Raw genomic sequence first — 25672 nt, 5'->3', positions numbered from 1 at the left:
AAGGCATCAAGACGATGCCCTCCGATCTTCGTGAGGATAGGCCTAACCGGCACAGTGGTACCACGGCGTTCTCGGGGGAGGGCGCGGGCATCCTGAGTCCGCGCTTCGCCGTTCCGGCACCGCGCCCTCGCGCGGGCGTGTGCCTCAAGGTGGTCGCGCCGGGCCCGCCCGTGTCATCCGACCGGGAGGGGACGGCGCGGCCGGCACGGACGGCCCCGCGCGACCACCACCGCATCCTGGCGCTCCGGCCACTCCCGTACCGGGGGCTCCCGTACCGGGGGCCTGTCGCCCCCGGCCGCCTTCAGCCGCGCAGGGACCGCCCGTAGCCGGAGGCCAGCGGCATCCGCAGGCCCAGCGGCGGGGGAGCCGCCAGCGCGTCGGTGACGGGCCGCGAGTAGGGCCCGGAGAACACGGAACCCAGGACGAAGTCCACCGACAGGGCCACGACTTCGTCCTGGTGCTCGCGCAGTCCGTGCCCGTCGGAGTGCACCTCGAAGCGGCACGTCGTGCGGTTCGCCTTCTTAGCCCGGGTCGCCAGCCGGTAGGACAACTCCGGGTCGCTGCGGGCGTCGTTGGTGCCGTGCACGATCAGGACCCGGCGGCCCGAGAGCTGCTTCACCGGTTCGGGGGAGTCCGTGTCGGACGGGTGGGGGAGCGAAGGGGCGAGCGCCAGAACGGAGTTGACGGCCTCGTGGCCCGCCGCGGCGAGGGCCGCCCGGCCGCCCGCGTCGTAGCCGGCCAGGCACACCGGCACGTCGCCGTACCGCCGCACCACCTCGTCCGCGGCCCACTCGGCGTCCCCTTCGCGGGTTCCCGCGCCGTGGATGACCTGGTGCGTGACCAGCCCGTCCGCCGCGCCCGCACGGGCCAGGGCCCGTGCCAGCGGACGCACCGGACCGGGGGACAATCTGGACGCTCCGGGGAGAAGGAGCACCACACCACTGACCGTTGAGACCGAGCCGGTCGCGCCGGCCGCCCGCCTCAGGCGGGCCCCGCGCGCCGGCGGCGCATGCTGTGCCATGACGGAACAGTCTCAGACGCGGAGGTGTACGCCACCCGTCCGCGCGGTCACTGTTACATATCGGCAGTGGCCACCGCCTCACCGCTCTACGCGCGTAGGAGCTAGAGTGCCCAGATGACGAGCGAGACCCCCAACCTGCCCACACCGGATCAGATCCGCCGCTCCCCGAAGGTGCTCCTGCACGACCACCTCGACGGTGGGCTGCGCCCCGGGACCATCATCGAGCTGGCCCGCGAGGTCGGCTACGAGAACCTTCCCGAGAGCGACGCCGACAAGCTCGGCATCTGGTTCCGGGAAGCCGCCGACTCCGGCTCCCTCCCGCGGTACCTGGAGACGTTCGCCCACACCTGTGCGGTCATGCAGACGAAGGCGGCCCTCTTCCGGGTGGCCGCCGAGTGTGCCGAGGACCTCGCCGAGGACGGCGTCGTCTACGCGGAGATCCGCTACGCGCCCGAGCAGCACCTGGAAGCCGGCCTGACCCTCGAAGAGGTCGTCGAGACGGTCAACGAGGGCTTCCGCGAGGGCGAGCGCCGCGCGAAGGCCAACGGCCACCGGATCCGCGTCGGCGCGCTGCTGACCGCGATGCGGCACGCGGCCCGCGCGCTGGAGATCGCGGAACTGGCCAACCGCTACCGCGACAAGGGCGTCGTCGGCTTCGACATCGCCGGCGCCGAGGCCGGGTTCCCTCCCACCCGCCACCTCGACGCCTTCGAGTACCTCAAGCGCGAGAACAACCACTTCACCATCCACGCGGGCGAGGCCTTCGGCCTGCCGTCGATCTGGCAGGCCCTGCAGTGGTGCGGCGCCGACCGGCTCGGCCACGGCGTGAAGATCATCGATGACATCGAGGTCGCCGCCGACGGTTCCGTGACGCTGGGCCGCCTGGCCTCGTACGTCCGGGACAAGCGGATCCCGCTGGAGATGTGCCCGACGTCGAACCTGCAGACGGGCGCGGCGGTCTCCTACGCCGAGCACCCGATCGGCCTGCTGCGGAAACTGCACTTCAGGCTGACCGTCAACACCGACAACCGGCTGATGAGCGGTACCAGCATGAGCCGCGAGTTCGAGCACCTGGTCGACACCTTCGGCTACTCGCTCGACGACATGCAGTGGTTCACGGTCAATGCGATGAAGTCCGCGTTCATTCCTTTCGATGAACGCCTGGCCATGATCAACGACGTGATCAAGCCCGGTTATGCGGAGCTGAAGTCGGAATGGCTGTTCCGTCAAACCGCTTCCACCAGCGGTTCCGTCTCGGCCTAGGCCATGGCGTGACGGACTGAAAGCGCCCGGGAGGAGCAATTCCCGGGCGCTTTCTCGTATTTAATGATGTTTGCGGGAGGGGGTTTGAAGTGACTAGTTTGCGGAGCCGCTCATTTCCCCGTCGCAAGGACGATTCTTCATGAAGCAGTCAGCTGCCAAGACCCTCGGTGTTGCCGCTCTCGGTGCCGCCTTTGCCGCCGTCGCCGCCGGTACCGCCTCGGCCGTCCCCGCCGTCGGTCTCGGTGACGCGCTGGGCACCGTCACGGGCGCCGTCCAGGGCGCGACCAGCCAGCAGCACGTGACCGCCGACGAGGGCCAGAAGGCCCCCGAGGCGACCGACCCGGCGGCCGCGCTCGGCACGGTGACCGGCCTGCTCGGCGGTCTGCCGACCAGCGGCCTCGGCGCCTGATCCACTCCGGATCCCCTGCCGGATCCGTACGCGACCCGTACGCGATTCGCACGCACGCCCACGCGGCGCACGCCTCTTCGACCAGGTGTGTGCCGCGTCGCGTCATGTGCCAGGATCGCCGCCAACTGCCCGCCAAAACCCTGGGTATGAGGTCTCGACCATGCGCATGAAGGCACGAACGGCCACGGCCGTGCTGCTCCCCGCCCTGCTCTCCGCGATGGTGGGCTGCGGTAGTACGAACACCCCCGCCTCCGGCAAGGGCCCGGACCCGAAGGGCTCCGCGAGCGCGCCCGGGCAGTCCGCGTCGGCAGGCTCGGCCGGCGCGTCCGGCCCGGAGGGATCCTCCGGCTCCGCGGGCACCGGCGGATCCGGTGACACGGGCGGCACCGGCGCCGCGACCGGCCCCAAGCAGGCCTCCAGCAGGCTGGAGCGCTCCGCCCTGCAACAGGGCGACCTGGCCGGCTACCAGATCTCCGCGAACGGCAAGAACCCGAACGCCCCCGACGGCCAGCCGCAGGCGGACCGCAAGGCCTGCCAGCCGCTCGCCGACATCATGGGCGACAAGCCCGACCCGGCGGCGCGCGAGACCGTCAACCGGGGCATCGGCTCCCAGAAGCAGCTGGGCCTGGCCGTCTCCGCCTCCGTCAGCTTCTACGCCGAGTCCGACGCCAAGACGCTGATCGCCCGGCTGAAGGACGCCGTGGCCGCCTGCGCAGGCGGCTTCACCGCCACCGTCGAGAAGCAGAGCGGCACCTACCGCGACGTGAAGGCGGCCGACTACAAGACGGGCGGCGACGAGAGCGTCAGCTGGACCACGACCGCGGCCGCCGAAGGCGTCACCGCCCAGGTCCACCTGGTCGTCGTACGCCAGGGCGATGCCGTCGTGTGCCTCATGGCACTCAACGTCACGGGCGGCCGCCAGACCCCCCAGGTCCCGCACGAGGTCGCGGACAAGCAGCTCCAGAAGGTCCTCGCCGCGCGCTGAATTCCCGGTCCTGCCGGCTACCAGCCGGTGGCGGCGGAAGCCGTGCCCGACTTCTCGTTCGGCAGGAGCACCCACAGCGCCAGGTAAAGGAGGAACTGCGGGCCGGGCAGCAGGCACGAGACGACGAAGATGATCCGCATCGTGTTCGCGGATATTCCGAAGCGACGCGCCAGACCGGCACAGACTCCGCCGATCCATCGTCCGTCACGGGGGCGGGCAAGGGCGCTCATGGTCTCTCCTCGGTCGTTGTGCGGTCCGCGGAATGTTTTCCCGCGATGCCTCAATACTCCCGCTGAACCGAGGACAGAACGTCGGTCCAAGGGCCGAGCCCGACCCTGGTAATTCTCGGGGTCGCCCCCTGAGAACGCCGCAGCCGGGCCCTCAGGGCCGGCACGACGGCCAGGTGCGCGAGCATCACGCCGAGGGTGTTCAGCAGCACCGAATCCACATCGACCACCTGCCCCGGGACCGCCGTCTGCAGCATCTCGATGCCGACCGAGACCAGCGCGCCCGCGGCGGCCGTCCGGGCCAGCGAGGACCAGGTCGCCAGCGGCGCGAGCTCCACCCGGCCGCTGAGCAGCGGCAGCAGCACCCCGAGCGGGGCCAGCAGCGCCAGCCCGCCGCCGATCCGGCGGGCGGCCTCCAGGGACCCGTAGGAGAGGTCCGTCCTGATCCCCTCCAGCGGGGTCAGATTGGCGGCAGCCGCCCAGGGCACGTCCAGCGGGCGCAGCATCAGCCAGCCGATGAGGAGGAGGTGGGCGCCCAGCAGGACCCCGGCGAGAAGCCGGATCCACAGCTGTACGGCGGCGCTGCCGCTGCCCTTGACACGCTTGCCCTTGAGACGGTGCACGCCAGTGGAGACGCGGGTTCCGTCCCCCGCGGTTCCGGGGAAACCGCCGGTCAGCCGGTGGCGAGGAGCACAATCAGGATCAGCGCGCCGATCACGGCGGGCGCGATGATCTCGTACGACCAGGAGACCTTCACCGAGCCCTGTGCGCCGGTCCGCGATGCTCCGCGCTCGTGCAGGCTCCGCAGTTCGTCCATGATCTGGTCGGCGGAGGCGCGGCGGACTTCCTCGTCCGGCGTCTTGCTCTGCCCGTTGCCCAGGCCGAGTCGGCGCGTCTGGCGGCGGTTGGCCTTGTTGCGCTCCCGCAGGGAGACCGGGATCGACCAGAGCTGGTACGTCGCCCCCTCGGCGAGCACCTCGGCGGAGAACCGGGCCCGCAAGTTGTCGACGGCGGCCCAGGGGAGCTCGATGACCCGGAAGGGGTTGCGCACGCGCAGCCGGTCGGCGTTGGCGAAGACGGCCGGACGGATCGTGAACGCGACGATGACCGGAGCCAGGCACAGGACGACGGCGAGGGCGATCCACGGGACGTTCCCGTGCCCCCGCACCACGGCGTCGCCGCAGAGCCACGCGAGCAGGGCGAGCAGCACCACCCCGGTGACGGTGGCCATCGGGGAGCGGTAGACCCGGTCGTCGTACGCCGGCTCTTCGGTGGGCTGATCGCTGCTCATGCGGCCGATTGTGCCTCAAGCCGTCTCACCCCACGAGATCGGCGTACAGGATGATGTTGTCGGGGCGGTGACCGTCGGTGATTTCACCGCCGCAGGTGATCACGCGCAGCTCGGGGCGCGGGGTGTCCCCGTAGACCTTCTCGGTGGGGAAGCTCTTCTTGTCCACCTGCTCCAGCTCGCGCACCCGGAAGACGGCTTCGGTGCCGTCCGCCCTGGTCACCCTGATCTCGTCGCCGGTGTGGACGCGCGAGACGTTGCGCAGGACGGCCGGCCCGCGCGCGGTGTCGAAGTGGCCGATCAGCACCGCCGGGCCGGTCTCGCCGGGGGTGACGCCCTTGGTGTACCAGCCGATCTTGTCCCCGTCCGCTACGGAGGGCACCTGGACCGAGCCGTCGGAGGCCAGCCCGAGCTCCAGTACCGGCGAGGCGTCCACGCCGGCCGAGGCGATCCGTACGCGGACGGGCGCGGAGGCGGGCAGGGCCGCGGCGGGCGGCGCCGAAGCCGACGGCGCGGCCGGGGCGGGCACGGGAGCGGCGGAGGTCTCGGCGACGTGCGGCGGCGGAGTGGCGGCCGGTGTGGCACCGCCGCACCCGGTCAGGGTGACCAGGGCCAGCGGGCCGAGCAGGGCGGCGGCGAGCAGCGGGCGTCGGCGGGACGGGCGGTGATCCATGGGGGTCGGCTCCGGGGAAACGGCCTGCGGCGGGCCACCGTGCGGTGGCCCGCCGGAAGCGGGAACGAGTGGCTCGGGGCAGGGCGGTTCAGCCGCGGGCGCGGGCCTTGCGGGCGCGGACGGCGAAGGTGGTGCCGAGGCCGGCGACTATCGCGATGAGGGCGGCGCCGGTGGCCGCGGTGGTGGTGTTGTCGGTGTCCGCGACGGCGGTGTGCGTGCTCTCGGCGGCTTCGGCGGCTTCGGCGGCTTCGGTGAGTTCGGCGCCCGCGGCGACGGGGCCCTTGGGGACGACGGCGGTCTGCGGCTTGGCGGCGGGCACGGCGGCCGGCTTCGCGGCGGGCTGCTCGGCCGGCTTCACCGAAGCCTTGGCGGTCGGCTTCACCGTGGGCTTGGTGACGGGGGCGGCCTTGGGCAGCAGGTACCAGCCGTTGGAGGCGCCCTCGCCCAGCACGTGGACGTTGAGGCCGTAGCGGTTCTTGTCCCGGCCGGCCTCGACCTTCCGGAGCTCGTACTCGATGCCCTCGATGACGGCGCGCTTGTGGGTGGGGTCGAGCTTGGCCAGGACGCGGCCGGCCCAGCCGTCGCCCGGCTTCCAGTCGGGGGAGACGGCGCGGATCCAGACCTCGGGGCCCTCGGCTCCGTTGCGGAGCACGGCGATGCGGCCCTTGGCGACCAGGACGGTCTCGCCGTCGTAGCGGTCGTCCGGCGACGTGTTCCCGGACAGCACCGACGCCGAGGTCACGGCCGTCACGGTCTGCGCCGCGGGCGCGGCGATGGCCGTCGCGGCGGGCGCCAGGAGCGCTCCGGCGAGGGCGGCGGTGACGATCGAGGTACGGAGGGCGGTACGCATAACGACTCCTGGAAGCATTGTCTGGGAAGGGGCGGAGAGTCGCATGCCGCGGTGTCGCTGTCGGGGTTTCGTCCGGTCAGGTCTGCGGGGCTGCTGAGAACAAACCTACGGATCATGATCGACCGGAACGTGGTCGTCCTGTCATGGCTGCGTAACAGCGAACATCTGTGTGACCAGCGACGGAACGCCCTCCGGCGGGCCAGCACGAAGGCGGCCCGCCGGAGGCGGTGGTGATCAGCCGCGGGAGCGGGCCCGGCGGCTACGGACCGCGAAGGCCGCACCGAGCAGGGCGGCCGCGGAGAGGACCCCGACACCGGCGACCGCGACCGGAGCGCCCGTGCCCTCGCCGGTCTCCGTACCGAGCTCGGCGCCCGCGGCGACGGGCCCCTTCGGAACCACGACCGTCTGCGGCTTCGGCTTCACCGGGGGCTTGGTGGTGGGCTTGGTGCTCGGCTTCGGCTTCGGCGGGGTGGCCTTGTCCTCGACGAGCTCGTAGTTGCGCAGGCAGCCGGGCTGGAGGGCGGGGAAGGAAGCGGTGGAGGGCTTGATGCCGCCCTGCATCTGCCACCGCAGGACCGGCTTGGCGCCGCTCGGGTTGATGATCTGGACGTTCTCCAACCAGGCGGGGTTCTTGCGGTCCAGGACCTTCCAGACGCCCTTCTCCCCGGAGGCGTACAGGTCGACCCTCGGGCCGTCCACCGTCGTCCACAGTTCGGCGCGCGTCCCCGCGCCGAGGACCACCCGCTTGGGGCCGGAGACGCAGATGGCGGTGACCTCCTCCGTGGTCCCGCCCCCGGAGGCGGTGGCGGACGGCGCGGCGGCGGGTGCGGCGGCAAAGGCGCTGCCGGCAGCAGGTATGAGCATCGCGCCCGCGAGGGCGGCGGTGACGGTAGAGGTGCGGAGGGCGAGGGCGGTACGCATGACGACTCCGTGGGTGGTCGGAAGTGGGCGAGGAGAGCCGCATGCCGCGACGGGTCTGTTTCGGTCTGGTTCGGCCGGGTCAGGTGTGGCGGGCTGCTGAGAACAAAGCTACGAATCCTGTGGGGCCGGAGGATCCGCCTCCCGTCCCGGCTGTGTAACGCCCGACCGCGTGTCGGAACGGACGCGGCGATTCCCTCTCGGATGCTCTCGAATCGGTAGAGGGGGGTGACAGGTCGCTACGCGCGTAGATATGCTCATGTGGTGACCATGCCCACCACCCTCACCGCATTCGCTGACGTGACGACGTCCGACAGTGCGCTGCGCCGCTTCCTGCACGGGCTGCCCGGCGTCGACGCTGTCGGCCTGGAGGCCCGCGCGGCCTCCCTCGGCACCCGCTCGATCAAGACGACGGCCAAGGCGTACGCCATCGACCTCGCCATCTCGATGATCGACCTGACGACGCTGGAAGGCGCGGATACCCCGGGCAAGGTCCGGGCGCTCTCCGCCAAGGCAGCCAACCCCGATCCGACCGACCGCACCACGCCCATGACGGCCGCCGTCTGCGTGTACCCCGACATGGTGGCCACCGCCAAGGCCGCCCTGAACGGCGCCGACGTCAAGGTCGCCTCCGTCGCCACCGCCTTCCCGGCCGGCCGCGCGGCCCTGCCCGTCAAGCTCGCCGACACGGCCGACGCCGTGGCCGCCGGCGCCGACGAGATCGACATGGTCATCGACCGTGGTGCCTTCCTCGCCGGCCGCTACCTCGACACCTACGAGCTGATCCGCTCCGTGAAGGAGGCCTGCGTCCGCCCCGACGGCAGCGCGGCCCGCCTCAAGGTGATCTTCGAGACCGGCGAGCTGTCCACGTACGACAACATCCGCCGCGCCTCCTGGATCGGCATGATGGCCGGGGCCGACTTCATCAAGACGTCCACCGGCAAGGTCGGGGTCAACGCGACGCCCGCGAACACGCTCCTCATGCTCGAAGCCGTCCGCGACTTCAAGGCGCAGACTGGAATCCAGATCGGCGTGAAGCCGGCCGGCGGGATCCGGACCACCAAGGACGCGATCAAGTTCCTGGTCCTGGTCAACGAGACCGTGGGCGAGGACTGGCTGTCCAACCACTGGTTCCGCTTCGGAGCCTCCAGCCTGCTCAACGACCTGTTGATGCAGCGCCAGAAGCTGAGCACCGGCCGGTACTCCGGTCCCGACTACGTGACGGTGGACTGATCGCCATGGCATCCGCATTCGAGTACGCACCCGCCCCCGAGTCCCGTTCCGTCGTCGACATCGCACCCTCCTACGGGCTGTTCATCGACGGCGAGTTCACCGACGCGGCGGACGGCAAGGTCTTCAAGACCGTCTCCCCGGCCTCCGAGGAGGTCCTCGCCGAGATCGCGCAGGCCGGCGCCGCCGATGTGGACCGCGCCGTGAAGGCCGCCCGCAAGGCCTTCGAGAAGTGGTCCGCGCTGCCCGGCTCCGAGCGCGCCAAGTACCTCTTCCGCATCGCCCGGATCATCCAGGAGCGCAGCCGCGAGCTGGCCGTCCTGGAGACCCTCGACAACGGCAAGCCGATCCGGGAGACCCGCGACGCGGACCTGCCGCTCGTCGCCGCGCACTTCTTCTACTACGCGGGCTGGGCCGACAAGCTCGACCACGCGGGCTACGGTGCCAACCCGCGCCCCCTCGGCGTGGCCGGCCAGGTCATCCCGTGGAACTTCCCGCTGATGATGCTCGCCTGGAAGATCGCCCCGGCGCTCGCCACGGGCAACACGGTCGTGCTCAAGCCGGCCCAGACGACCCCCCTCTCCGCGCTCTTCTTCGCGGACATCTGCCGCCAGGCGGGCCTGCCCAAGGGCGTCGTCAACATCCTCACCGGGTACGGGGACGCGGGCGCGGCCCTCGTCGAGCACCCGGACGTGAACAAGGTCGCCTTCACCGGCTCCACCGCCGTCGGCAAGGCCATCGCGCGCCAGGTCGCCGGCACCTCCAAGAAGGTCACCCTGGAGCTGGGCGGCAAGGGCGCCAACATCGTCTTCGACGACGCCCCCATCGACCAGGCCGTCGAGGGCATCGTCAGCGGCATCTTCTTCAACCAGGGCCAGGTCTGCTGCGCGGGCTCGCGCCTCCTGGTCCAGGAGTCGATCCACGACGAGCTGATCGACTCGCTCAAGCGCCGGCTGACCACGCTGCGCCTGGGCGACCCGCTCGACAAGAACACCGACATCGGCGCGATCAACTCCGCCGAGCAGCTCGCCCGGATCACCGCCCTCGCGGACACCGGCGAGGCGGAGGGCGCCGAGCGCTGGTCGGCGCCGTGCGAACTGCCGAACGCCGGCTACTGGTTCGCCCCGACGCTCTTCACGAACGTCTCCCAGTCGCACACCGTCGCCCGCGACGAGATCTTCGGCCCGGTGCTGTCCGTGCTGACCTTCCGTACGCCCGACGAGGCCGTCGCCAAGGCCAACAACAGCCAGTACGGCCTGTCCGCCGGCATCTGGACGGAGAAGGGCAGCCGCATCCTCGCGGTCGCCAACAAGCTCCGTGCGGGTGTGGTGTGGGCCAACACGTTCAACAAGTTCGACCCGACCTCGCCCTTCGGCGGCTACAAGGAGTCGGGCTTCGGGCGCGAAGGCGGCCGTCACGGCCTGGAGGGCTACCTCGATGTCTGAGTCTTCGACGCGTCTGAGCGTCTTCAAGACCTACAAGCTGTACGTCGGGGGCAAGTTCCCCCGCTCCGAGAGCGGCCGGGTGTACGAGGTGAGCGACTCCAAGGGCAAGTGGCTGGCCAACGCCCCGCTGTCCTCCCGCAAGGACGCCCGCGACGCGGTCGTCGCCGCCCGCAAGGCCTTCGGCGGCTGGTCGGGCGCGACCGCGTACAACCGCGGCCAGATCCTCTACCGCGTCGCCGAGATGCTGGAGGGCCGCCGCGAGCAGTTCGTCCGCGAGGTCGGTGAGGCGGAGGGCCTGTCCAAGACGAAGGCCGCGGCCGTCGTCGACGCGGCCATCGACCGCTGGGTCTGGTACGCGGGCTGGACCGACAAGATCGGCCAGATCGTGGGCGGGGCCAACCCGGTCGCGGGCCCGTTCTTCAACCTCTCCACCCCGGAGCCGACGGGCGTCGTCACCGTCGTCGCCCCGCAGGCCTCGTCCTTCCTGGGCCTGGTCTCCGTGATCGCCCCGGTGATCGCGACCGGCAACACGGTCGTCGTCATCGCCTCGGAGGAGTCCCCCCTCCCCGCCCTCTCCCTCGGCGAGGTCCTGGCCACCTCCGACCTGCCCGGCGGCGTGGTCAACATCCTCTCCGGCAAGGCCGCCGAGATGGGCCCGCACCTGGCGTCCCACCAGGACGTCAACGCGATCGACCTGGCCGGAGCCGACGAGGCGCTGGCCAAGGAGCTGGAGATCGCGGCCGCGGACAACCTCAAGCGCGTCCTGCGTCCACAGCCTGTGGACGACTGGAGCGCGGACCCGGGTACGGCGCGCATGACGGCGTTCCTGGAGACCAAGACCGTCTGGCACCCGACCGGGTCGCTGGGCGCGGGCGGCTCTTCGTACTAGAGCCCCCACCCCCGAAGACGGGCCCCGGCAGCGTCCCCCGCGCTGCCGGGGCCTCTTCATGCCTCGGCGCTCACGTGCGCCCTACGGGAGCTACTTGCCGCCCGTCAGGGGCCCCAGGAGGGACGCCGCCGCGGCCGTGGGCAGCTCGCCGACCGACGGACCCCGGGTCAGGATGCCCGTGACCATGCCGGTGCCGACGGAGGGGAAATCCGCGACCTGGGTGGCGACGCCGTTGTCGAGCGGGTCCACGCCGGTGTGGGCCAGGGGATTGACCTTGAGGTTCGAGATCGGGTCGGAGACCCCCGCGAGGGCCGCCGGAACATCGAGCTCGCCCGCCTGGGCGCCGCCGGCGGCCATCGCAAGGGCCGCACCGGCCATCGAGAGGGTCAGGCCTGCGCTGCGCAGCGCCTTGGTGTGGGGGGCTTTGGGGGCTGCGTGACGTGCCATGGGTTCCCGCCTGTGGGCTCGTACGGAGTCGTGATCGCGTGCGCACGCAGCGTAGCGAGGCGGGGTGGTGTGCCGGTATCTCGACCTGGGCGCCATCACTCGTTCGAGGAGATCTCCGGGAGATCGCCATGAGCGGGACCCCGCACATCACTACCTTCGCGGCATGGAGCCGCCAACCGAGGCAGGGAAGCCCGGGTACGCCCGGTTCACCTTTGGTTGGCTGACGGCAGCAGTGTTCCGCAGCAGCAGCTCATCCGGGACTTCGGGAAGTCCCGCGCCAAAGCCCTGAAGGACGTCAAGGCCGGGTTGCCGATGCGGCAGCGGGCGGGAATGCCCAAGTACAAGAAGAAGCACGCGGCCGATCCGAGCCTCAATTACACCCGCCGCGGTTTCCGCATCAGGGACGGCCGACTCCATCTCGCGGGCGGCATCGACCTGACCGTGGTGTGGTCGCGCGATCTCCCGTCGGACCCGTCATCGGTGCGGATCTACCGCGACGGCCTCGACCATTGGTACGCCTCGTTCGTAGTCTCCGCCGAAGCCCACCCGCTGCCCGAGACGGGTGCGGTGATCGGGATCGACTGGGGTGTGAAGGAGACCGCGACGACCACCAGTGACGCCCACGACCTCCCCCACGCCGCGCACGGGTGGAAGGCCGCCGCCGGGCTTGCCCGATATCAGCGGATGATGGCCCGCCGGAAGCCGGCGCAGGGCAAACCTGGGTCGAGGGGCTACCGGACGGCGAAGAAGCTGACGGTGAAGCTCTACAAGAAGGTGGCCCGGCAGCGTCAGGACACCGCCCGCAAGTGGGCCGAGTCCGTGGTCCGAGACCACGATGCCCTTGCTGTGGAGGACTTCCGGCCGAAGTTCCTCGCCAAGTCGACCATGGCCCGCAAGGCGGCCGATGCGGCGATCTCCGCCACCAAGCACGAGCTGATCGACATGGCGCGCAAGCACCGGCGCGCTCTGTACCTGGTACACCCGTCGCACACCACCATGGACTGCGGACGGTGCGGAGCGAGAGCCAAGCACGCACTGCCGCTGTCGGAACGCACGTACACGTGCACCGCGTGCGGACCCGTCTCGCCCAGAGACAAGAACTCCGCACTCGTGATGCTCGTCCGGGCAGGTCTCGACCCGGCTGGCGCTGATCGCGGAAGACCTGCCGGCCCGCCGGGCCGCCAGGCTGCGTGAGCCAGGATTCCCCCGCCTTTTGTCTTTGGGCGGGGGAGGAGTCAAACTGTTGTTCCGTGAGCTGTTCCTCTCCTTTGCCTACGCGTGTCGTCCTGCTGACCGGGCCCTCGGGCTCCGGCAAGTCCTCGCTGGCGGCCCGTTCGGGGCTGCCCGTGCTGCGCCTGGACGACTTCTACAAGGACGGCGACGACCCGACCCTCCCGTTCGTCGAGGGCAGCGCCGACATCGACTGGGACTCCCCGCTGTCCTGGGACGCGGAGGCGGCCGTGGCCGCGATCGCCGAGCTGTGTGCGGCCGGGCGGACCGAGGTCCCCGTCTACGACATCGCCACCTCCTCGCGGACCGGTACCGAGGCGCTGGACATCTCCCGGACCCCGCTGTTCATAGCCGAGGGCATCTTCGCGGCGGACGTCGTCGTGCGGTGCCAGGAGCTGGGGCTGCTGGCGGACGCGATCTGTCTGCGCGGGCGGCCCAGCACCACCTTCCGGCGCCGCCTGGCCCGTGACCTGCGGGAGGGCCGCAAGTCGGTGCCGATGCTGCTGCGGCGCGGGTGGCGGTTGATGCGGGCCGAGCGGGGGATCGTGGCCCGGCACACCGCGCTGGGGGCTCACGCGTGTGGTCGTGACGAGGCGCTGGGGCGTCTTGCCGCCGCCGCGGCCGGGCGGCACCGGGCCGTGGCCCGGGCCTAGCCGGCTGCCCCGGTCGGGCCGTGCTTGCCGGGCCCTGCGGGGCGAAGTCCCCTACCCGCCCTTCCACCGTTCCCCGGGCGCTGCCCGGACCCGGAAAGACCCTGGGGCTCCGCCCCAGACCCCGGTCCTCAAACGCCGGACGGCTAAGACGGCTGATGCCAAAGGGCGGGACCGTGCGGACCCCCGTCCGCTCGATCCCGCCCTTTGCCCCCGTGGCCCCCGTCCCACCCCCGCAGGACGGGCCCCCTGGCCCTTTGGTCTTGTGTGCCGCGGTTCTACGCGACCAGGTCCTCGAAGGACTCCGACTCGTCGCGGCCGAAGCTCAGCGCCTCGTCCTCGCGCATCCGGCGCAGCGAACGCCAGATGCTCGACTTCACCGTGCCGACGCTGATGCCGAGGATCTCCGCGATCTCCGGGTCCGTGCGGCCCTCGTAGTACCGGAGCACCAGCATCGTGCGCTGCGGCTCCGGGATGCGGGTGAGCGCCTGCCACAGCACGGCGCGCAGCTCCGTACCGCCCATGGCGTCCGTGTCCGAGGCCGTCTCCGGCAGCTCTTCCGTCGGGTACTCGTTGAGCTTGCGCCGGCGCCAGGCGCTGATGTGCAGGTTCGTCATCGTGCGGCGCAGGTATCCGCCGACGGCGGCCTTGTCGCTGATGCGGTCCCAGGCGCGGTACGTGGAGAACAGTGCGGTCTGCAGCAGGTCCTCGGCCTCGTAGCGGTCGCCGGTCAGGTGGAAGGCCGTCGCGTAGAGGGCGGCCCGCCGCTCCTGGACGTACGCCGTGAACTCGGCCTCGTTGGAGGAGTCCGGGGCGTCCGTGGAGCCCGGCGTGCGCTGGGCGGGGACGGAGGGGCGCTCGTAGGTCTTCGCGTCGATGGCCACCACGTGCGCCGGCCGCCGGGAAGGGGCCGTCGCCGTACGGATTGCCGTGCGGCGGTTCACATCGTGCAGCCGCGTGACAACCGCGCTGGTGTTGATGCTGTGCAGCGTGTTCATCTCGCGCCCCCCGTCGTGGAGTCTGTCTGGTCCGTTGCCAAGAAGACTGCCCGCCCGACATAACCGGGGTGTCCTTCGACTGTCACAGGCCTGTCACAGGGTCCCGGGGGGAGCCGCGCCGGAGCCCCGCGGAGGACGCGCGGAGGCCGCCCGCGGATTCGACGTGCAGGGCGGTCGAAGTCCCGAGGGGCGATGGGACAGAATGAGCCCGTGCCTTTCCTGTTGCTCATCGAGGACGACGACGCCATCCGCACGGCCCTCGAACTCTCCCTGACTCGCCAGGGCCACCGTGTGGCCACCGCGGCGACGGGCGAGGACGGCCTCAAACTGCTGCGCGAGCAGCGGCCCGATCTGATCGTGCTCGACGTCATGCTGCCCGGCATCGACGGCTTCGAGGTGTGCCGGCGCGTCCGGCGCACCGACCAGCTGCCGATCATCCTGCTCACCGCGCGCAACGACGACATCGACGTGGTCGTCGGCCTGGAGTCGGGAGCGGACGACTACGTCGTCAAGCCCGTCCAGGGGCGGGTGCTCGACGCCCGCATCCGGGCCGTGCTGCGCCGCGGCGAGCGCGAGGCCACCGACTCCGCCGTCTTCGGCTCGCTGGTCATCGACCGCAATGCCATGACGGTGACCAAGAACGGCGAGGACCTCCAGCTCACCCCGACCGAGCTGCGGCTGCTCCTGGAGCTCAGCCGCCGCCCCGGCCAGGCGCTCTCCCGCCAGCAGCTGCTGCGGCTGGTGTGGGAGCACGACTACCTCGGCGACTCGCGCCTCGTCGACGCCTGCGTGCAGCGGCTGCGCGCCAAGGTCGAGGAAGTGCCCTCGTCGCCCACCCTGATCCGTACCGTGCGGGGCGTCGGCTACCGACTGGACTCCCCGCAGTGATCAGAGCCCTGTTCGCGGGCCGGCGCTGGACCAGCCTGCGGCTGCGGCTCCTCGTCGTGTTCGCACTGGTCGCGCTGACGGCCGCCGTGTCCGCGTCCGGGATCGCGTACTGGCTCAACCGCGAGGCCGTCCTGACCCGGACCCAGGACGCCGCCCTCGGCGACTTCCGGCAGGAGATGCAGAACCGGGCCGCGGCGCTGCCCGCCGACCCGACGCAGGAGGAGCTGCAGCACACCGCCGAGATGATGGCGGGCAGCAGCCCCGGTTACAGCGTGCTGCTGGTGGACGAGAAGGACGGCCGCAAGGTGGCCGGGTCGGCCGGTCCCGACGCCTTCTCGCTGGCCGACGTACCGAAGTCGCTCCAGCACGCCGTGGACGACCGGCAGAAGACCACCTCGGCCAACGACGCCGCGTACCACGTGTACTGGCAGCGGACGAAGCCGAACGGGAACCCCTACCTGGTCGGCGGCACCCGGATCGTGGGCGGCGGGCCGACCGGCTACATGTACAAGTCCCTCGCCCAGGAGCGCGACGACCTCAACGCCCTGGCCTGGTCGCTGACCATCGCCACCGGGCTCGCGCTGCTCGGGTCCGCGCTGCTCGCGCAGGCCGCGGCCCGTACGGTGCTGCGGCCCGTGCAGCGGCTCGGCGACGCGGCGCGCCGGCTCGGCGAAGGGGAGCTGGACCACCGGCTGGAGGTGTCGGGGACGGACGAACTCGCCGATCTGGCCCACACCTTCAACAAGACGGCGGAGGCGCTGGAGAAGAAGGTCGCCGACATGAGCGCGCGGGAGGAGTCCAGCCGGCGTTTCGTCGCGGACATGTCCCACGAACTGCGCACACCGCTGACGGCGTTGACGGCGGTGGCCGAGGTGCTGGAGGACGAGGTCGAGTTCCTCGATCCGATGATCGCACCGGCGGTGGGTCTGGTCGTGAGCGAGACCAGGCGGCTGAACGACCTCGTGGAGAACCTCATGGAGGTCACCCGCTTCGACGCGGGAACGGCGCGGCTGGTGCTGGACGACGTGGACGTCGCCGACCAGGTGACGGCGTGCATCGACACCCGGGCGTGGCTCGACGCGGTCGAACTCGACGCGGAGCGCGGGATCGTGGCGCGGCTCGACCCGCGGCGGCTCGACGTGATCCTGGCGAACCTGATCGGCAACGCGCTCAAGCACGGCGGCTCGCCGGTACGGGTCTCCATCCGGGTGGAGGGGGACTGGCTGGTCATCGCCGTACGGGACAACGGGCCGGGCATCCCCGAGGCCGTACTGCCGCACGTCTTCGACCGGTTCTACAAGGCGAGCGCGTCGCGGCCCAAGTCCGACGGCAGCGGGCTCGGCCTGTCCATCGCGATGGAGAACGCGCACATCCACGGCGGCGACATCACCGCGGAGAACGGGGCGGAGGGCGGTGCGCTGTTCACGCTGCGGCTGCCGGTGGACGTGGGGAAGGTGATCGCCGGTGACGACGAGGCGTAGGACGAGGCGTCCGGCGAGGCGTACGACGGCGGTCCTGGTGGCGGCCCTGGGCCTGGTGTCCGCGGGCGTCCTGTCGGGCTGCGGGATCCGGGCGACCACCGTGCCGGTGGACGTGGGCGCGGCGCCCTCGCGGGTCTCGTGCAAGACCCCGGCCGGCACGGCCGCGGGAACGGGCGGGGTGCAGGGCATCCGGGCCACGGTGGAGCTGGTCTGCGGGGCGCAGCTGGTGGGCGTCCAGCGGCTGGTGCCGGTACCGGAGAAGCAGCCCGCGCGGGACATGGCGGTGCTCGTCACCCAGGCCCTGCTGGAGGCGCTCCAGCGGGAGCCGTCGGCGGAGGAACGGGAAGCCGGCTTCACGACCGAGGTGCCGGCCACGCTGACGGCCTCGGCGCCGCGGCCGGGGGACCCGGCGGGCACGGTACGGCTGAGCCGCAAGCCCGAGGACCTGCCGCCGGTGGCGCTGTCGCAACTGGTGTGCACGCTCGCGCAGAGCGACGTGGTGTCGGCGGGGCCCGGCCCGGTGGTCCTGGGCGGTCCCGACGCGGATCCGCCGAGGGCCTGGGAGTGCACGGACGCCGTCCGCTCCCGCCCGGAGTCGGTCCCGACCCTGGGCGACGTGGTGCGGCCGTCGGCGAGCCCGGCCCCGAGCCCTTCCTGAACCGGTCATGACGAAGGCCCCCCGAGCAGGAGCTCGGGGGGCCTTCGTCGTGACCGGGGAAGGCTAGATGCCGGCCGCTGCCGCCAGGTCCTTCTTGATCGCGTCGAGGACTTCCTGGCCGCGGGCGCGGGCCGGGAGCAGGTCCGAGGCTTCCGCCACCGGGACCACGACCTCCAGGTAGCACTTCAGCTTGGGCTCCGTACCCGACGGGCGGACGATCACCCGGGCCTTGTAGTCGCCCTCCAGGTAGTAGCGCAGCCCGTCCGTGGGCGGGAGCGTCGCCGTGCCCCGGTTCAGGTCCTCCGCCGAGGTGACCCGCAGGCCCGCCAGCGAGGCCGGGGGCTCCGCGCGCAGCGCCGCCATCGCCGAGGCGATGACCGACAGGTCCTCCACGCGGACCGACAGCTGGTCGGTGGCGTGCAGGCCGTGCTCCATGGCCAGGTCGTCCAGCAGGTCGGTCAGGGTCCGGCCCTGCTCCTTGAGCTCCGAGGCCAGCTCCGCGACGAGCAGGGCGGCCGTGACGCCGTCCTTGTCGCGGACGCCCTCGGGGTCCACGCAGTAGCCGAGCGCCTCCTCGTACCCGTAGCGCAGGCCCTCGACGCGGGAGATCCACTTGAAGCCGGTCAGGGTCTCCTCGTAGCCGACGCCCGCGGCCTCCGCGATCCGCCCCAGGAGGGAGGAGGAGACGATGGACTCGGCGAAGACGCCCTGCGCCCCCTTGTGCACCAGGTGGGCGGCGAGCAGCGCGCCGACCTCGTCGCCGCGCAGCATCCGCCAGCCGGAGGCCGAGGAGGCGTCCGGGACGGCCACGGCGCAGCGGTCGGCGTCCGGGTCGTTGGCGATGACGATGTCGGGGTTGACCTCGGCGGCCTTCGCGAAGGACAGGTCCATCGCGCCCGGCTCCTCCGGGTTGGGGAAGGCGACCGTCGGGAAGGCCGGGTCCGGCTCCGCCTGCTCGGCCACCAGGACCGGGGTGGGGAAGCCGGCGCGGGCGAAGGCGGCCAGGACGACGTCCTTGCCGACGCCGTGCATGGCCGTGTAGACGGTCCGCACGCCCCGGGGGGAGCCGGGGGTCAGGACGGCGTCCGTACGTGCCAGGTAGGCCTCCAGGACCTCGTCGCCGAGGTCCTGCCAGCCGTCCTCGGCCCGCGGTACGTCGGCCAGCGCGGCGATCGCGTCGATCTGCGCGGCGATCTCCGCGTCGGCCGGGGAGACGATCTGCGAACCGTCGCCGAGGTAGACCTTGTAGCCGTTGTCCCGGGGCGGGTTGTGGCTCGCGGTCACCTCGACGCCGGCGACGGCGCCCAGGTGCCTTATGGCGTACGCGAGGACGGGCGTCGGCAGCGGACGGGGCAGGACGGCGGCGCGCAGCCCGGCGCCGATCATCACCGCGGCGGTGTCGCGGGCGAAGTCGGCCGACTTGTAACGGGCGTCGTAGCCGACGACGACCAGGCCGCCGGCGTGCCCCTGGGCCTTGAGGTAGGCCGCGAGGCCCGCCGCGGCCCGGATGACCACGTTGCGGTTCATCCGCATCGGGCCCGCGCCCAGCTCGCCGCGGAGTCCGGCGGTGCCGAACTGCAGCATGCCGGAGAAGCGGTCCGCCAGTTCCGAGGTGTCACCGGCTTCGATGAGCTCGGCGAGCTCGTCGGCGGTTTCCGGGTCCGGGTCCTCGGCCAGCCAGGCCTGCGCCCGTGCGATCAGATCGTCCTGCACGTCCTGCACTACCTCTCGTCGGTCGGTCGGGTCGCTCGTTCAGATCCGGGCGAGGACCTGGGTCAGCAGCTTGCCCATGCGCGCGGCCGAGTCGCGGCCGGCCTGGAGCACCTCTTCGTGGTTCAGCGGCTCGCCGGACAGGCCCGCCGCCAGGTTGGTGACCAGCGAGATGCCGAGCACCTCGGCGCCGGCCTCGCGGGCGGCGATGGCCTCCAGCACGGTGGACATGCCGACCAGGTCGGCGCCCATGACGCGGATCATGTTGATCTCGGCCGGGGTCTCGTAGTGCGGGCCGGGGAACTGCACGTAGACGCCCTCTTCGAGGGTCTCGTCGATCTCCTTGCACATCGCGCGCAGGCGCGGCGAGTACAGGTCGGTCAGGTCCACGAAGTTCGCGCCGACGATCGGCGAGGTGGCCGTGAGGTTGAGGTGGTCGCTGATCAGGACCGGCTGGCCGGGCTTCATGCCCTCGCGCAGGCCACCGCAGCCGTTGGTCAGGACGATGGTCTTGCAGCCGGCGGCGACGGCCGTGCGCACGCCGTGGGCGACGGCGGCGACGCCGCGGCCCTCGTAGTAGTGGGTCCGGCCGAGGAAGAGCAGCGCGCGCTTGTCGCCGATCTTGTACGAGCGGATCTTGCCGCCGTGGCCCTCGACGGCGGGGGGCGGGAAGCCGGGCAGCTCGGTGACCGGGAACTCGGCCTCGGGCGCGCCGAGCGCCTCTGCGGCGGGGGCCCAGCCGGAGCCCATCACGAGGGCGACATCGTGGGTCTCGGCGCCGGTCAGCTCGCGCAGGCGGGCGGCGGCGGCGTCGGCGGCGGCGAAGGGGTCGGTAACAGATGCGTTCACGCGGAAGAGCGTAGCCGCTCTTCGCCTACGCGCGTAGATGGCACCGCTCACGGTATTCGGATCGTTGCTTTGTCGTTTCCGCCCAAACGTCCCGCGATGGGGGAGCGGGAGCGGGTGATGCGGCGCGGCGCCGTTGCCGGGGGCGCTGCCCCCGGACCCCCGCGCCTCGAACGCCGGCGGGGCTGGATTTGGCCCCGGCGATGCTGGATTTGGCCCCGTCGGGATTCAGCAGGGGCGCTTGCGGAGTTCCATCACGTAGTCGTGCGGGGCGCCCGCGGATTCGGCCGCGTCGGCGAGTTCGCCCAGGTAGCGGGCCGAGGGCAGGCCGCCCTCGTAGCCGTTGAGTACGTACACCCAGGCCGCTTCCTCGCCGTCCAGCGTGTGCACGCGCACCCGCATGCGGCGGTAGATGTCGAGCCCCACGCCCTCCCACCGGTCCATGGAGTCCTCGTCGAGCGGGGCCACGTCGTAGAGGGCGACGAAGACCTGGTGGCGCGGCGCTTCGACGATCGTCGCCAGCGCGCCCTCCCAGCCCATCTGCTCGCCGCCGAAGGTCAGCCGCCAGTCGTTGATCCAGCCCGTGCCGCGCAGCGGCGAATGCGGAGCGCGGCGCGTCATCAGCCGCGGGTCGAGGTTGCCGGCGTACGCGGCGTAGAGCGACATGAGGTCGAGGGTACGGGAGGGGCGGCCCCGACCGCGCTCCCGGCCGCGTACGGGGCCTGCGTCCCGGATGGTGGGACCGGGCGTGAAGCACCTTGATGCGTGCGGGACAATGACGTACGGAATGCATCCCCCGGGGAGACCCCCCGGAAGCCCCGGCCGGGGCGGCAGCCGGCCGGGTAGACGTGAGGCGGAGTTTTCGTGACCCGGATCGTGATCATCGGCGGCGGACCCGGCGGGTATGAGGCGGCCCTCGTGGGGGCCCAGCTCGGCGCGGAGGTGACCGTCGTGGACTGCGACGGTCTGGGCGGCGCGTCGGTGCTCACCGACTGCGTGCCCTCCAAGACTCTCATCGCGACCGCCGAGGTCATGACGACCTTCGACTCGTCGTACGAGGAGCTCGGCATCGTCGTCGCGGACGACACCCCGCACATCGAGCAGGCCGCGCGCGTCGTCGGCGTGGACCTCGGCAAGGTGAACCGGCGCGTCAAGCGCCTGGCGCTCGCCCAGTCCCACGACATCACCGCCTCCGTCACCCGGGCCGGCGCCCGGGTCGTACGGGGCCGCGCCAAGCTCGGCGGCCCGCAGGGCATCGACGGCACGCGGGACGTCATCGTCACCGCGGCCGACGGCTCCGAGACGATCCTCACCGCCGACGCCGTGCTCATCGCGACCGGCGGGCACCCCCGCGAGATCCCCGACGCGATGCCCGACGGCGAGCGGATCCTGAACTGGACCCAGGTCTACGACCTCGAAGAGCTCCCGGAGGAGCTCATCGTGGTCGGCTCCGGTGTGACCGGCGCCGAGTTCGCCGGCGCGTACCAGGCCCTCGGCTCCCGGGTGACCCTCGTGTCCTCCCGCGACCGCGTGCTCCCCGGCGAGGACCCGGACGCCGCCGCCGTGCTGGAGGACGTCTTCCGGCGCCGCGGCATGAACGTCATCGGCCGCTCCCGCGCCGAGTCCGCCAAGCGGGTGGGCGACCGGGTCGAGGTCACCCTCTCCGACGGCCGGGTCATCACCGGCACGCACTGCCTGATGGCGGTCGGCGCGATCCCGAACACGAGCAACATGAACCTGGAGGAGTCCGGGGTCAAGCTCAAGGAATCCGGGCACATCTGGACCGACAAGGTCTCCCGCACCTCCTCGCCCGGCGTGTACGCGGCCGGCGACGTGACCGGAATCTTCGCCCTCGCGTCGGTGGCCGCCATGCAGGGGCGCATCGCGATGTACCACTTCCTCGGCGACGCGGTGGCCCCGCTGAACCTGAAGACGGTCTCCTCGAACGTCTTCACCGACCCGGAGATCGCCACCGTCGGCTACACCCAGGCCGACGTGGACGCCGGCAAGATCGACGCCCGGTGCGTGAAGCTCCCGCTGCTGCGCAACCCGCGCGCCAAGATGCAGGGCATCCGGGACGGCTTCGTGAAGCTGTTCTGCCGTCCCGGCACCGGGATCGTCGTCGGCGGCGTGGTCGTTTCGCCGCGCGCGAGCGAGCTCATCCACCCGATCTCGATCGCCGTCGACAACAACTTGACGGTCGAGCAGATCGCAAACGCGTTCACCGTGTACCCCTCGCTGTCCGGTTCGATCGCCGAGGTCGCCCGCCAGCTGCACACGCGGAAGTCCTCCGGCGAGGCGTAAATACCGATAACGGCCCTTGTGTGCAAGGGCTTTGGAGTGGGTGGTCGGCCCGCCGCGGAGCAGGTGCGCGGCGGGCCGACCGCGTATACCACTAGTTGCCCTACGGTATGGACAACTTCGGAATTCCGGCGCAAAGAGCTGAAAGCAGATGGTCGTTGGGGTTACTGTCAGTTTCGTGTTCGCTGCAGAACGTCGCCAATTGATCCTCGAAATGGTGCGGGCCAACGGAGCGGTATCGCTCCGGGAGCTCGCCCGCGTCGTCCAGACCTCCGAAGTGACCGTACGGCGGGACGTGCGGGCACTGGAGGCAGAAGGACTCCTCGACCGCCGGCACGGCGGTGCGGTACTGCCGGGCGGTTTCACGCGGGAATCCGGCTTTCCGCAAAAGTCCCATCTCGCGACGGCGGAGAAGACCGCCATCGCCGATGTCGCGGCCGGACTCGTCGAAGAAGGCGAGGCCGTGGTCGTCGGCGCCGGCACCACCACCCAGGAGCTGGCCCGCCGGCTCGCCCGGGTGCCCGGACTCACCGTCGTCACCAACTCGCTGCTCGTCGCACAGGCGCTGGCCCATGCGAACCGGGTGGAGGTGGTGATGACGGGCGGAACCCTGCGGGGGTCCAACTACGCGCTGGTCGGCAGCGGTGCCGAGCAGTCCCTCCAGGGGCTGCGGGTCTCGCGGGCCTTCCTGTCCGGCAGTGGCCTCACCGCCGAGCGCGGGCTGTCCACCTCCAACATGCTCTCCGCGAGCGTGGACCGGGCGCTGGTCCAGGCCGCGGCGGAGGTGGTGGTCCTGGCCGACCACACGAAGCTCGGGACGGACACCATGTTCCAGACCGTGCCGACCGATGTGATCACCCGGCTGGTGACGGACGAGCCGCCCGCGCACGACGACCGGGCCGGTACGGAGCTGCAGGCGCTGGCGGACCAGGGCGTGCAGATCACCGTGGCCGGAGCCAGCGCCTCCGGCGGTGGGGAGTCGATGGCGGGTCGGCGCCCGCGCCGGGAGTCACCGCTTCCGGTCCAGCGCCGGGGCGGGCCGACGGCGCAGCTCCGTAGCGCGGGACCGCCGTTGCACGAGCAGCAGGCGGGTGAGCGGGCGCGCGTCGCGGACATGCGGCGCCGGTAGCCGCCTTCGCCTCGAACGCCGGAGGGGCTGGATTTCGGCTGGTGTCAGCCGAAATCCAGCCCCTCCGGCGTTCGAGGTCCGGGGCCTGAGCCCCGGACCCCGGTCGCAGGACGTCAGTCCTTGATCTCGCAGATGGCCGCGCCCGAGGTGAGCGAGGCGCCGACCTCCGCCGCCAGGCCCACGATCGTGCCCGAACGGTGCGCGTTCAGCGGCTGTTCCATCTTCATGGCCTCGAGGACGACGATCAGGTCGCCCTCGTTGACCTGCTGGCCCTCCTCGACCGCGACCTTCACGATCGTGCCCTGCATGGGCGAGGCCAGGGTGTCGCCGGAGGCGGCGGGGCCGGACTTCTTGGCCGCGCGGCGCTTGGGCTTCGCGCCGCCCGCGGCCGCCGTACGGGCCAGGGTCATGCCCAGCGAGGACGGGAGGGAGACCTCCAGGCGCTTGCCGCCGACCTCGACGACCACGGTCTCGCGGCCCGGCTCGTCCTCGGAGTCCTCCGCGGCGGGAACCACGAACGCCGGGATCTCGTTGACGAACTCGGTCTCGATCCAGCGGGTGTGGATCGTGAACGGGTCGGCCGTGAAGGCAGGGTCGGCGACGACCGCGCGGTGGAACGGGATGGCCGTGGCCATGCCCTCCACTTCGAACTCGGCCAGCGCGCGCGCCGCCCGCTGCAGGGCCTGCTCGCGCGTGGCACCCGTGACGATGAGCTTGGCGAGCAGGGAGTCCCAGGCCGGGCCGATGACCGAGCCGGACTCGACGCCCGCGTCGAGGCGGACGCCCGGGCCGGTCGGCGGGGCGAACTTGGTGACGGTGCCCGGAGCCGGCAGGAAGCCGCGGCCCGGGTCCTCGCCGTTGATGCGGAACTCGAAGGAGTGGCCGCGCAGGACCGGGTCCCCGTAGCCGAGCTCCTCGCCGTCGGCGATGCGGAACATCTCGCGGACCAGGTCGATGCCGGTGACCTCTTCGGTGACCGGGTGCTCGACCTGCAGGCGGGTGTTGACCTCCAGGAAGGAGATCAGGCCGTCGGCGGAGACCAGGAACTCGACCGTGCCGGCGCCGACGTAGCCGGCTTCCTTCAGGATCGCCTTCGACGCCGCGTACAGCTCGGCGTTCTGGGCCTCGGTCAGGAACGGCGCCGGGGCCTCCTCCACCAGCTTCTGGTGGCGGCGCTGCAGCGAGCAGTCACGGGTGGAGACGACGACCACGTTGCCGTGGGAGTCGGCCAGGCACTGGGTTTCCACGTGCCGCGGCTTGTCGAGGTACTGCTCGACGAAGCACTCGCCGCGGCCGAAGGCGGCGATGGCCTCGCGCACGGCGGAGTCGTAGAGCTCCGGGACCTCTTCGAGGTTCCGGGCGACCTTCAGGCCGCGACCGCCGCCACCGAAGGCGGCCTTGATCGCGATGGGCAGGCCGTGCTCCTTGGCGAAGGCGACGACCTCGTCCGACCCGGACACCGGGTCCGGCGTGCCGGCGACCAGCGGTGCGCCGGCGCGCAGCGCGATGTGGCGGGCGGCGACCTTGTCACCGAGGTCGCGGATGGCCTGCGGCGGCGGGCCGATCCAGATCAGGCCCGCGTCGATGACGGCCTGCGCGAATTCGGCGTTCTCGGAAAGGAAGCCGTATCCGGGATGGATGGCGTCCGCACCGGAGTCGGCTGCGGCCTGCAGGATCTTGGAGATGTCCAAGTAGCTCGCGGCCGGGGTGTCACCGCCCAACGCGAAAGCTTCGTCGGCCGCGCGGACGTGCAGAGCGTCCCGGTCCGGGTCGGCGTAGACGGCTACGCTCGCGATCCCGGCATCCCGGCAGGCCCGAGCAACGCGGACTGCGATTTCGCCACGGTTGGCGATGAGCACCTTGCGCACGATGGCTCCCTCCTTGAAACAAGCTGAGTTTAGGGACAGCCCACACGGCCTTTCGACCCTTCCCCGGTGGTGACCTTGCCCACACGGACTGTGATCCGAGTGGACCCCGAGTCGATAAAACCCTTGTGGCGCCCCATGTCAGGGGGATCCCCGACTGCACAGTAACCCTGCCGTGTGTCCGGGGTCTCTGTTCCCCGGGTCAGCGGCCCGGGGTGATTCTTTGTCGAATCCCTACGAACGGCCCATGCATTCCTTGCCCGGGCGTGGC

Annotated in this window: 26 protein-coding genes; 13 read left to right on the top strand and 13 right to left on the bottom strand. The window is 71.6% G+C overall.

Annotated features, from left to right (window positions below):
- Positions 1-301: 301 nt before the first annotated feature.
- Positions 302-1021, bottom strand: coding sequence for an alpha/beta hydrolase (locus tag OG898_RS07360; RefSeq protein WP_250746169.1), 720 nt, complete (start codon positions 1019-1021; stop codon positions 302-304).
- A gap of 114 nt (positions 1022-1135) precedes the next feature.
- On the opposite strand from OG898_RS07360, the gene OG898_RS07355 reads away from it, so the two are divergent.
- The 3 genes from OG898_RS07355 to OG898_RS07345 all read left to right on the top strand — a co-directional run bounded on the left by OG898_RS07355 (position 1136) and on the right by OG898_RS07345 (position 3678).
- Entirely contained in the window at positions 1136-2284 is a 1149-nt protein-coding gene (locus OG898_RS07355) for an adenosine deaminase (protein ID WP_250746172.1), read from the top strand.
- A 139-nt stretch (positions 2285-2423) separates the two neighbouring features.
- Positions 2424-2693 carry a hypothetical protein gene (locus OG898_RS07350; protein WP_250746174.1) on the top strand — a complete coding sequence of 90 codons (270 nt, stop codon included), beginning with the start codon at positions 2424-2426 and terminating at the stop codon, positions 2691-2693.
- Between the two features lie 166 nt (positions 2694-2859).
- Positions 2860-3678, top strand: coding sequence for a sensor domain-containing protein (locus OG898_RS07345; RefSeq protein WP_266955742.1), 819 nt, complete (start codon positions 2860-2862; stop codon positions 3676-3678).
- Between the two features lie 17 nt (positions 3679-3695).
- On the opposite strand, the gene OG898_RS07340 is transcribed toward OG898_RS07345, so the two are convergent.
- From OG898_RS07340 to OG898_RS07315, 6 genes are all read right to left on the bottom strand, one after another.
- On the bottom strand, positions 3696-3908 hold the full coding sequence (locus OG898_RS07340) for a PspC domain-containing protein (protein ID WP_250746180.1): 213 nt from the start codon (positions 3906-3908) through the stop codon (positions 3696-3698).
- Positions 3909-3958: 50 nt separating this feature from the next.
- Entirely contained in the window at positions 3959-4474 is a 516-nt protein-coding gene (locus OG898_RS07335; protein ID WP_266960116.1) for a VanZ family protein, read from the bottom strand.
- 104 nt (positions 4475-4578) lie between these two features.
- On the bottom strand, positions 4579-5196 hold the full coding sequence (locus OG898_RS07330) for a PH domain-containing protein (protein ID WP_250746185.1): 618 nt from the start codon (positions 5194-5196) through the stop codon (positions 4579-4581).
- Between the two features lie 25 nt (positions 5197-5221).
- Positions 5222-5866, bottom strand: coding sequence for a class F sortase (locus OG898_RS07325; RefSeq protein ID WP_250746188.1), 645 nt, complete (start codon positions 5864-5866; stop codon positions 5222-5224).
- Positions 5867-5954: 88 nt separating this feature from the next.
- Positions 5955-6716, bottom strand: a complete 762-nt coding sequence (locus tag OG898_RS07320) for a hypothetical protein (protein ID WP_266955738.1) — start codon at positions 6714-6716, stop codon at positions 5955-5957.
- A gap of 234 nt (positions 6717-6950) precedes the next feature.
- Entirely contained in the window at positions 6951-7637 is a 687-nt protein-coding gene (locus OG898_RS07315) for a hypothetical protein (protein WP_266955736.1), read from the bottom strand.
- A 267-nt stretch (positions 7638-7904) separates the two neighbouring features.
- On the opposite strand from OG898_RS07315, the gene deoC reads away from it, so the two are divergent.
- From deoC to OG898_RS07300, 3 genes are read left to right on the top strand one after another with little or no spacing between them, the layout of a single operon-like run.
- Entirely contained in the window at positions 7905-8867 is a 963-nt protein-coding gene (deoC, locus tag OG898_RS07310) for a deoxyribose-phosphate aldolase (RefSeq protein WP_250746380.1), read from the top strand.
- A gap of 5 nt (positions 8868-8872) precedes the next feature.
- Positions 8873-10309 (top strand): aldehyde dehydrogenase family protein, encoded by a 1437-nt coding sequence (locus OG898_RS07305; protein WP_250746198.1) that lies wholly within the window; start codon positions 8873-8875, stop codon positions 10307-10309.
- Positions 10302-11198, top strand: a complete 897-nt coding sequence (locus tag OG898_RS07300) for an aldehyde dehydrogenase family protein (RefSeq protein ID WP_266955733.1) — start codon at positions 10302-10304, stop codon at positions 11196-11198. The genes OG898_RS07305 and OG898_RS07300 overlap by 8 nt, the downstream gene beginning before the upstream one ends.
- 90 nt (positions 11199-11288) lie before the next feature.
- On the opposite strand, the gene OG898_RS07295 is transcribed toward OG898_RS07300, so the two are convergent.
- The gene (locus OG898_RS07295; protein ID WP_250746218.1) at positions 11289-11645 is read right to left on the bottom strand and encodes a hypothetical protein; all 357 of its coding nucleotides are present in this window, start codon (positions 11643-11645) and stop codon (positions 11289-11291) included.
- Between the two features lie 216 nt (positions 11646-11861).
- Between OG898_RS07295 and OG898_RS07290 the strand changes: the two genes are divergently transcribed.
- Entirely contained in the window at positions 11862-12839 is a 978-nt protein-coding gene (locus OG898_RS07290; RefSeq protein ID WP_266955730.1) for a transposase, read from the top strand.
- Between the two features lie 56 nt (positions 12840-12895).
- On the top strand, positions 12896-13528 hold the full coding sequence (locus OG898_RS07285; RefSeq protein WP_266955728.1) for a uridine kinase: 633 nt from the start codon (positions 12896-12898) through the stop codon (positions 13526-13528).
- A 275-nt stretch (positions 13529-13803) separates the two neighbouring features.
- Here the strand turns inward: OG898_RS07285 and OG898_RS07280 are convergent, their stop codons facing one another.
- On the bottom strand, positions 13804-14523 hold the full coding sequence (locus tag OG898_RS07280) for a SigE family RNA polymerase sigma factor (RefSeq protein WP_250746230.1): 720 nt from the start codon (positions 14521-14523) through the stop codon (positions 13804-13806).
- A gap of 210 nt (positions 14524-14733) precedes the next feature.
- Here OG898_RS07280 and afsQ1 point away from each other — a divergent pair, with 210 nt between their 5' ends.
- Genes afsQ1 through OG898_RS07265 form a run of 3 tightly spaced genes read left to right on the top strand, consistent with a single transcriptional unit; the run spans position 14734 to position 17550 of the window.
- On the top strand, positions 14734-15411 hold the full coding sequence (gene afsQ1, locus OG898_RS07275) for a two-component system response regulator AfsQ1 (protein WP_250746240.1): 678 nt from the start codon (positions 14734-14736) through the stop codon (positions 15409-15411).
- Positions 15408-16892 (top strand): HAMP domain-containing sensor histidine kinase, encoded by a 1485-nt coding sequence (locus OG898_RS07270; protein ID WP_250746242.1) that lies wholly within the window; start codon positions 15408-15410, stop codon positions 16890-16892. The genes afsQ1 and OG898_RS07270 overlap by 4 nt, the downstream gene beginning before the upstream one ends.
- Complete coding sequence (locus OG898_RS07265; RefSeq protein WP_250746244.1) at positions 16876-17550, top strand: hypothetical protein; 675 nt, start codon at positions 16876-16878, stop codon at positions 17548-17550. Before OG898_RS07270 ends, OG898_RS07265 begins: the two co-directional genes overlap by 17 nt.
- A gap of 63 nt (positions 17551-17613) precedes the next feature.
- Here OG898_RS07265 and OG898_RS07260 read toward each other — a convergent pair whose 3' ends face one another.
- The 3 genes from OG898_RS07260 to OG898_RS07250 all read right to left on the bottom strand — a co-directional run bounded on the left by OG898_RS07260 (position 17614) and on the right by OG898_RS07250 (position 20772).
- Positions 17614-19263: a phospho-sugar mutase gene (locus OG898_RS07260; RefSeq protein ID WP_266955725.1), complete on the bottom strand. Its 1650-nt coding sequence runs from the start codon at positions 19261-19263 to the stop codon at positions 17614-17616.
- A 39-nt stretch (positions 19264-19302) separates the two neighbouring features.
- Complete coding sequence (locus tag OG898_RS07255; protein WP_243333808.1) at positions 19303-20109, bottom strand: purine-nucleoside phosphorylase; 807 nt, start codon at positions 20107-20109, stop codon at positions 19303-19305.
- A 225-nt stretch (positions 20110-20334) separates the two neighbouring features.
- Positions 20335-20772 (bottom strand): gamma-glutamylcyclotransferase, encoded by a 438-nt coding sequence (locus tag OG898_RS07250; protein ID WP_112449900.1) that lies wholly within the window; start codon positions 20770-20772, stop codon positions 20335-20337.
- A 198-nt stretch (positions 20773-20970) separates the two neighbouring features.
- Here OG898_RS07250 and OG898_RS07245 point away from each other — a divergent pair, with 198 nt between their 5' ends.
- A complete protein-coding gene (locus OG898_RS07245; RefSeq protein WP_266955723.1) occupies positions 20971-22410 on the top strand; it encodes an NAD(P)H-quinone dehydrogenase in 1440 nt (479 codons plus the stop codon).
- A gap of 175 nt (positions 22411-22585) precedes the next feature.
- Positions 22586-23536: a DeoR/GlpR family DNA-binding transcription regulator gene (locus OG898_RS07240; RefSeq protein ID WP_266955721.1), complete on the top strand. Its 951-nt coding sequence runs from the start codon at positions 22586-22588 to the stop codon at positions 23534-23536.
- A gap of 113 nt (positions 23537-23649) precedes the next feature.
- Here the strand turns inward: OG898_RS07240 and OG898_RS07235 are convergent, their stop codons facing one another.
- Positions 23650-25404: a biotin carboxylase N-terminal domain-containing protein gene (locus tag OG898_RS07235; protein WP_250746250.1), complete on the bottom strand. Its 1755-nt coding sequence runs from the start codon at positions 25402-25404 to the stop codon at positions 23650-23652.
- Positions 25405-25672: the final 268 nt, after the last annotated feature.

It is taken from the genome of Streptomyces sp. NBC_00193, from assembly GCF_026342735.1.
Lineage (GTDB): Bacteria > Actinomycetota > Actinomycetes > Streptomycetales > Streptomycetaceae > Streptomyces > Streptomyces stoeckheimensis.
This window is presented reverse-complemented; position numbering and strand designations above follow the sequence as displayed.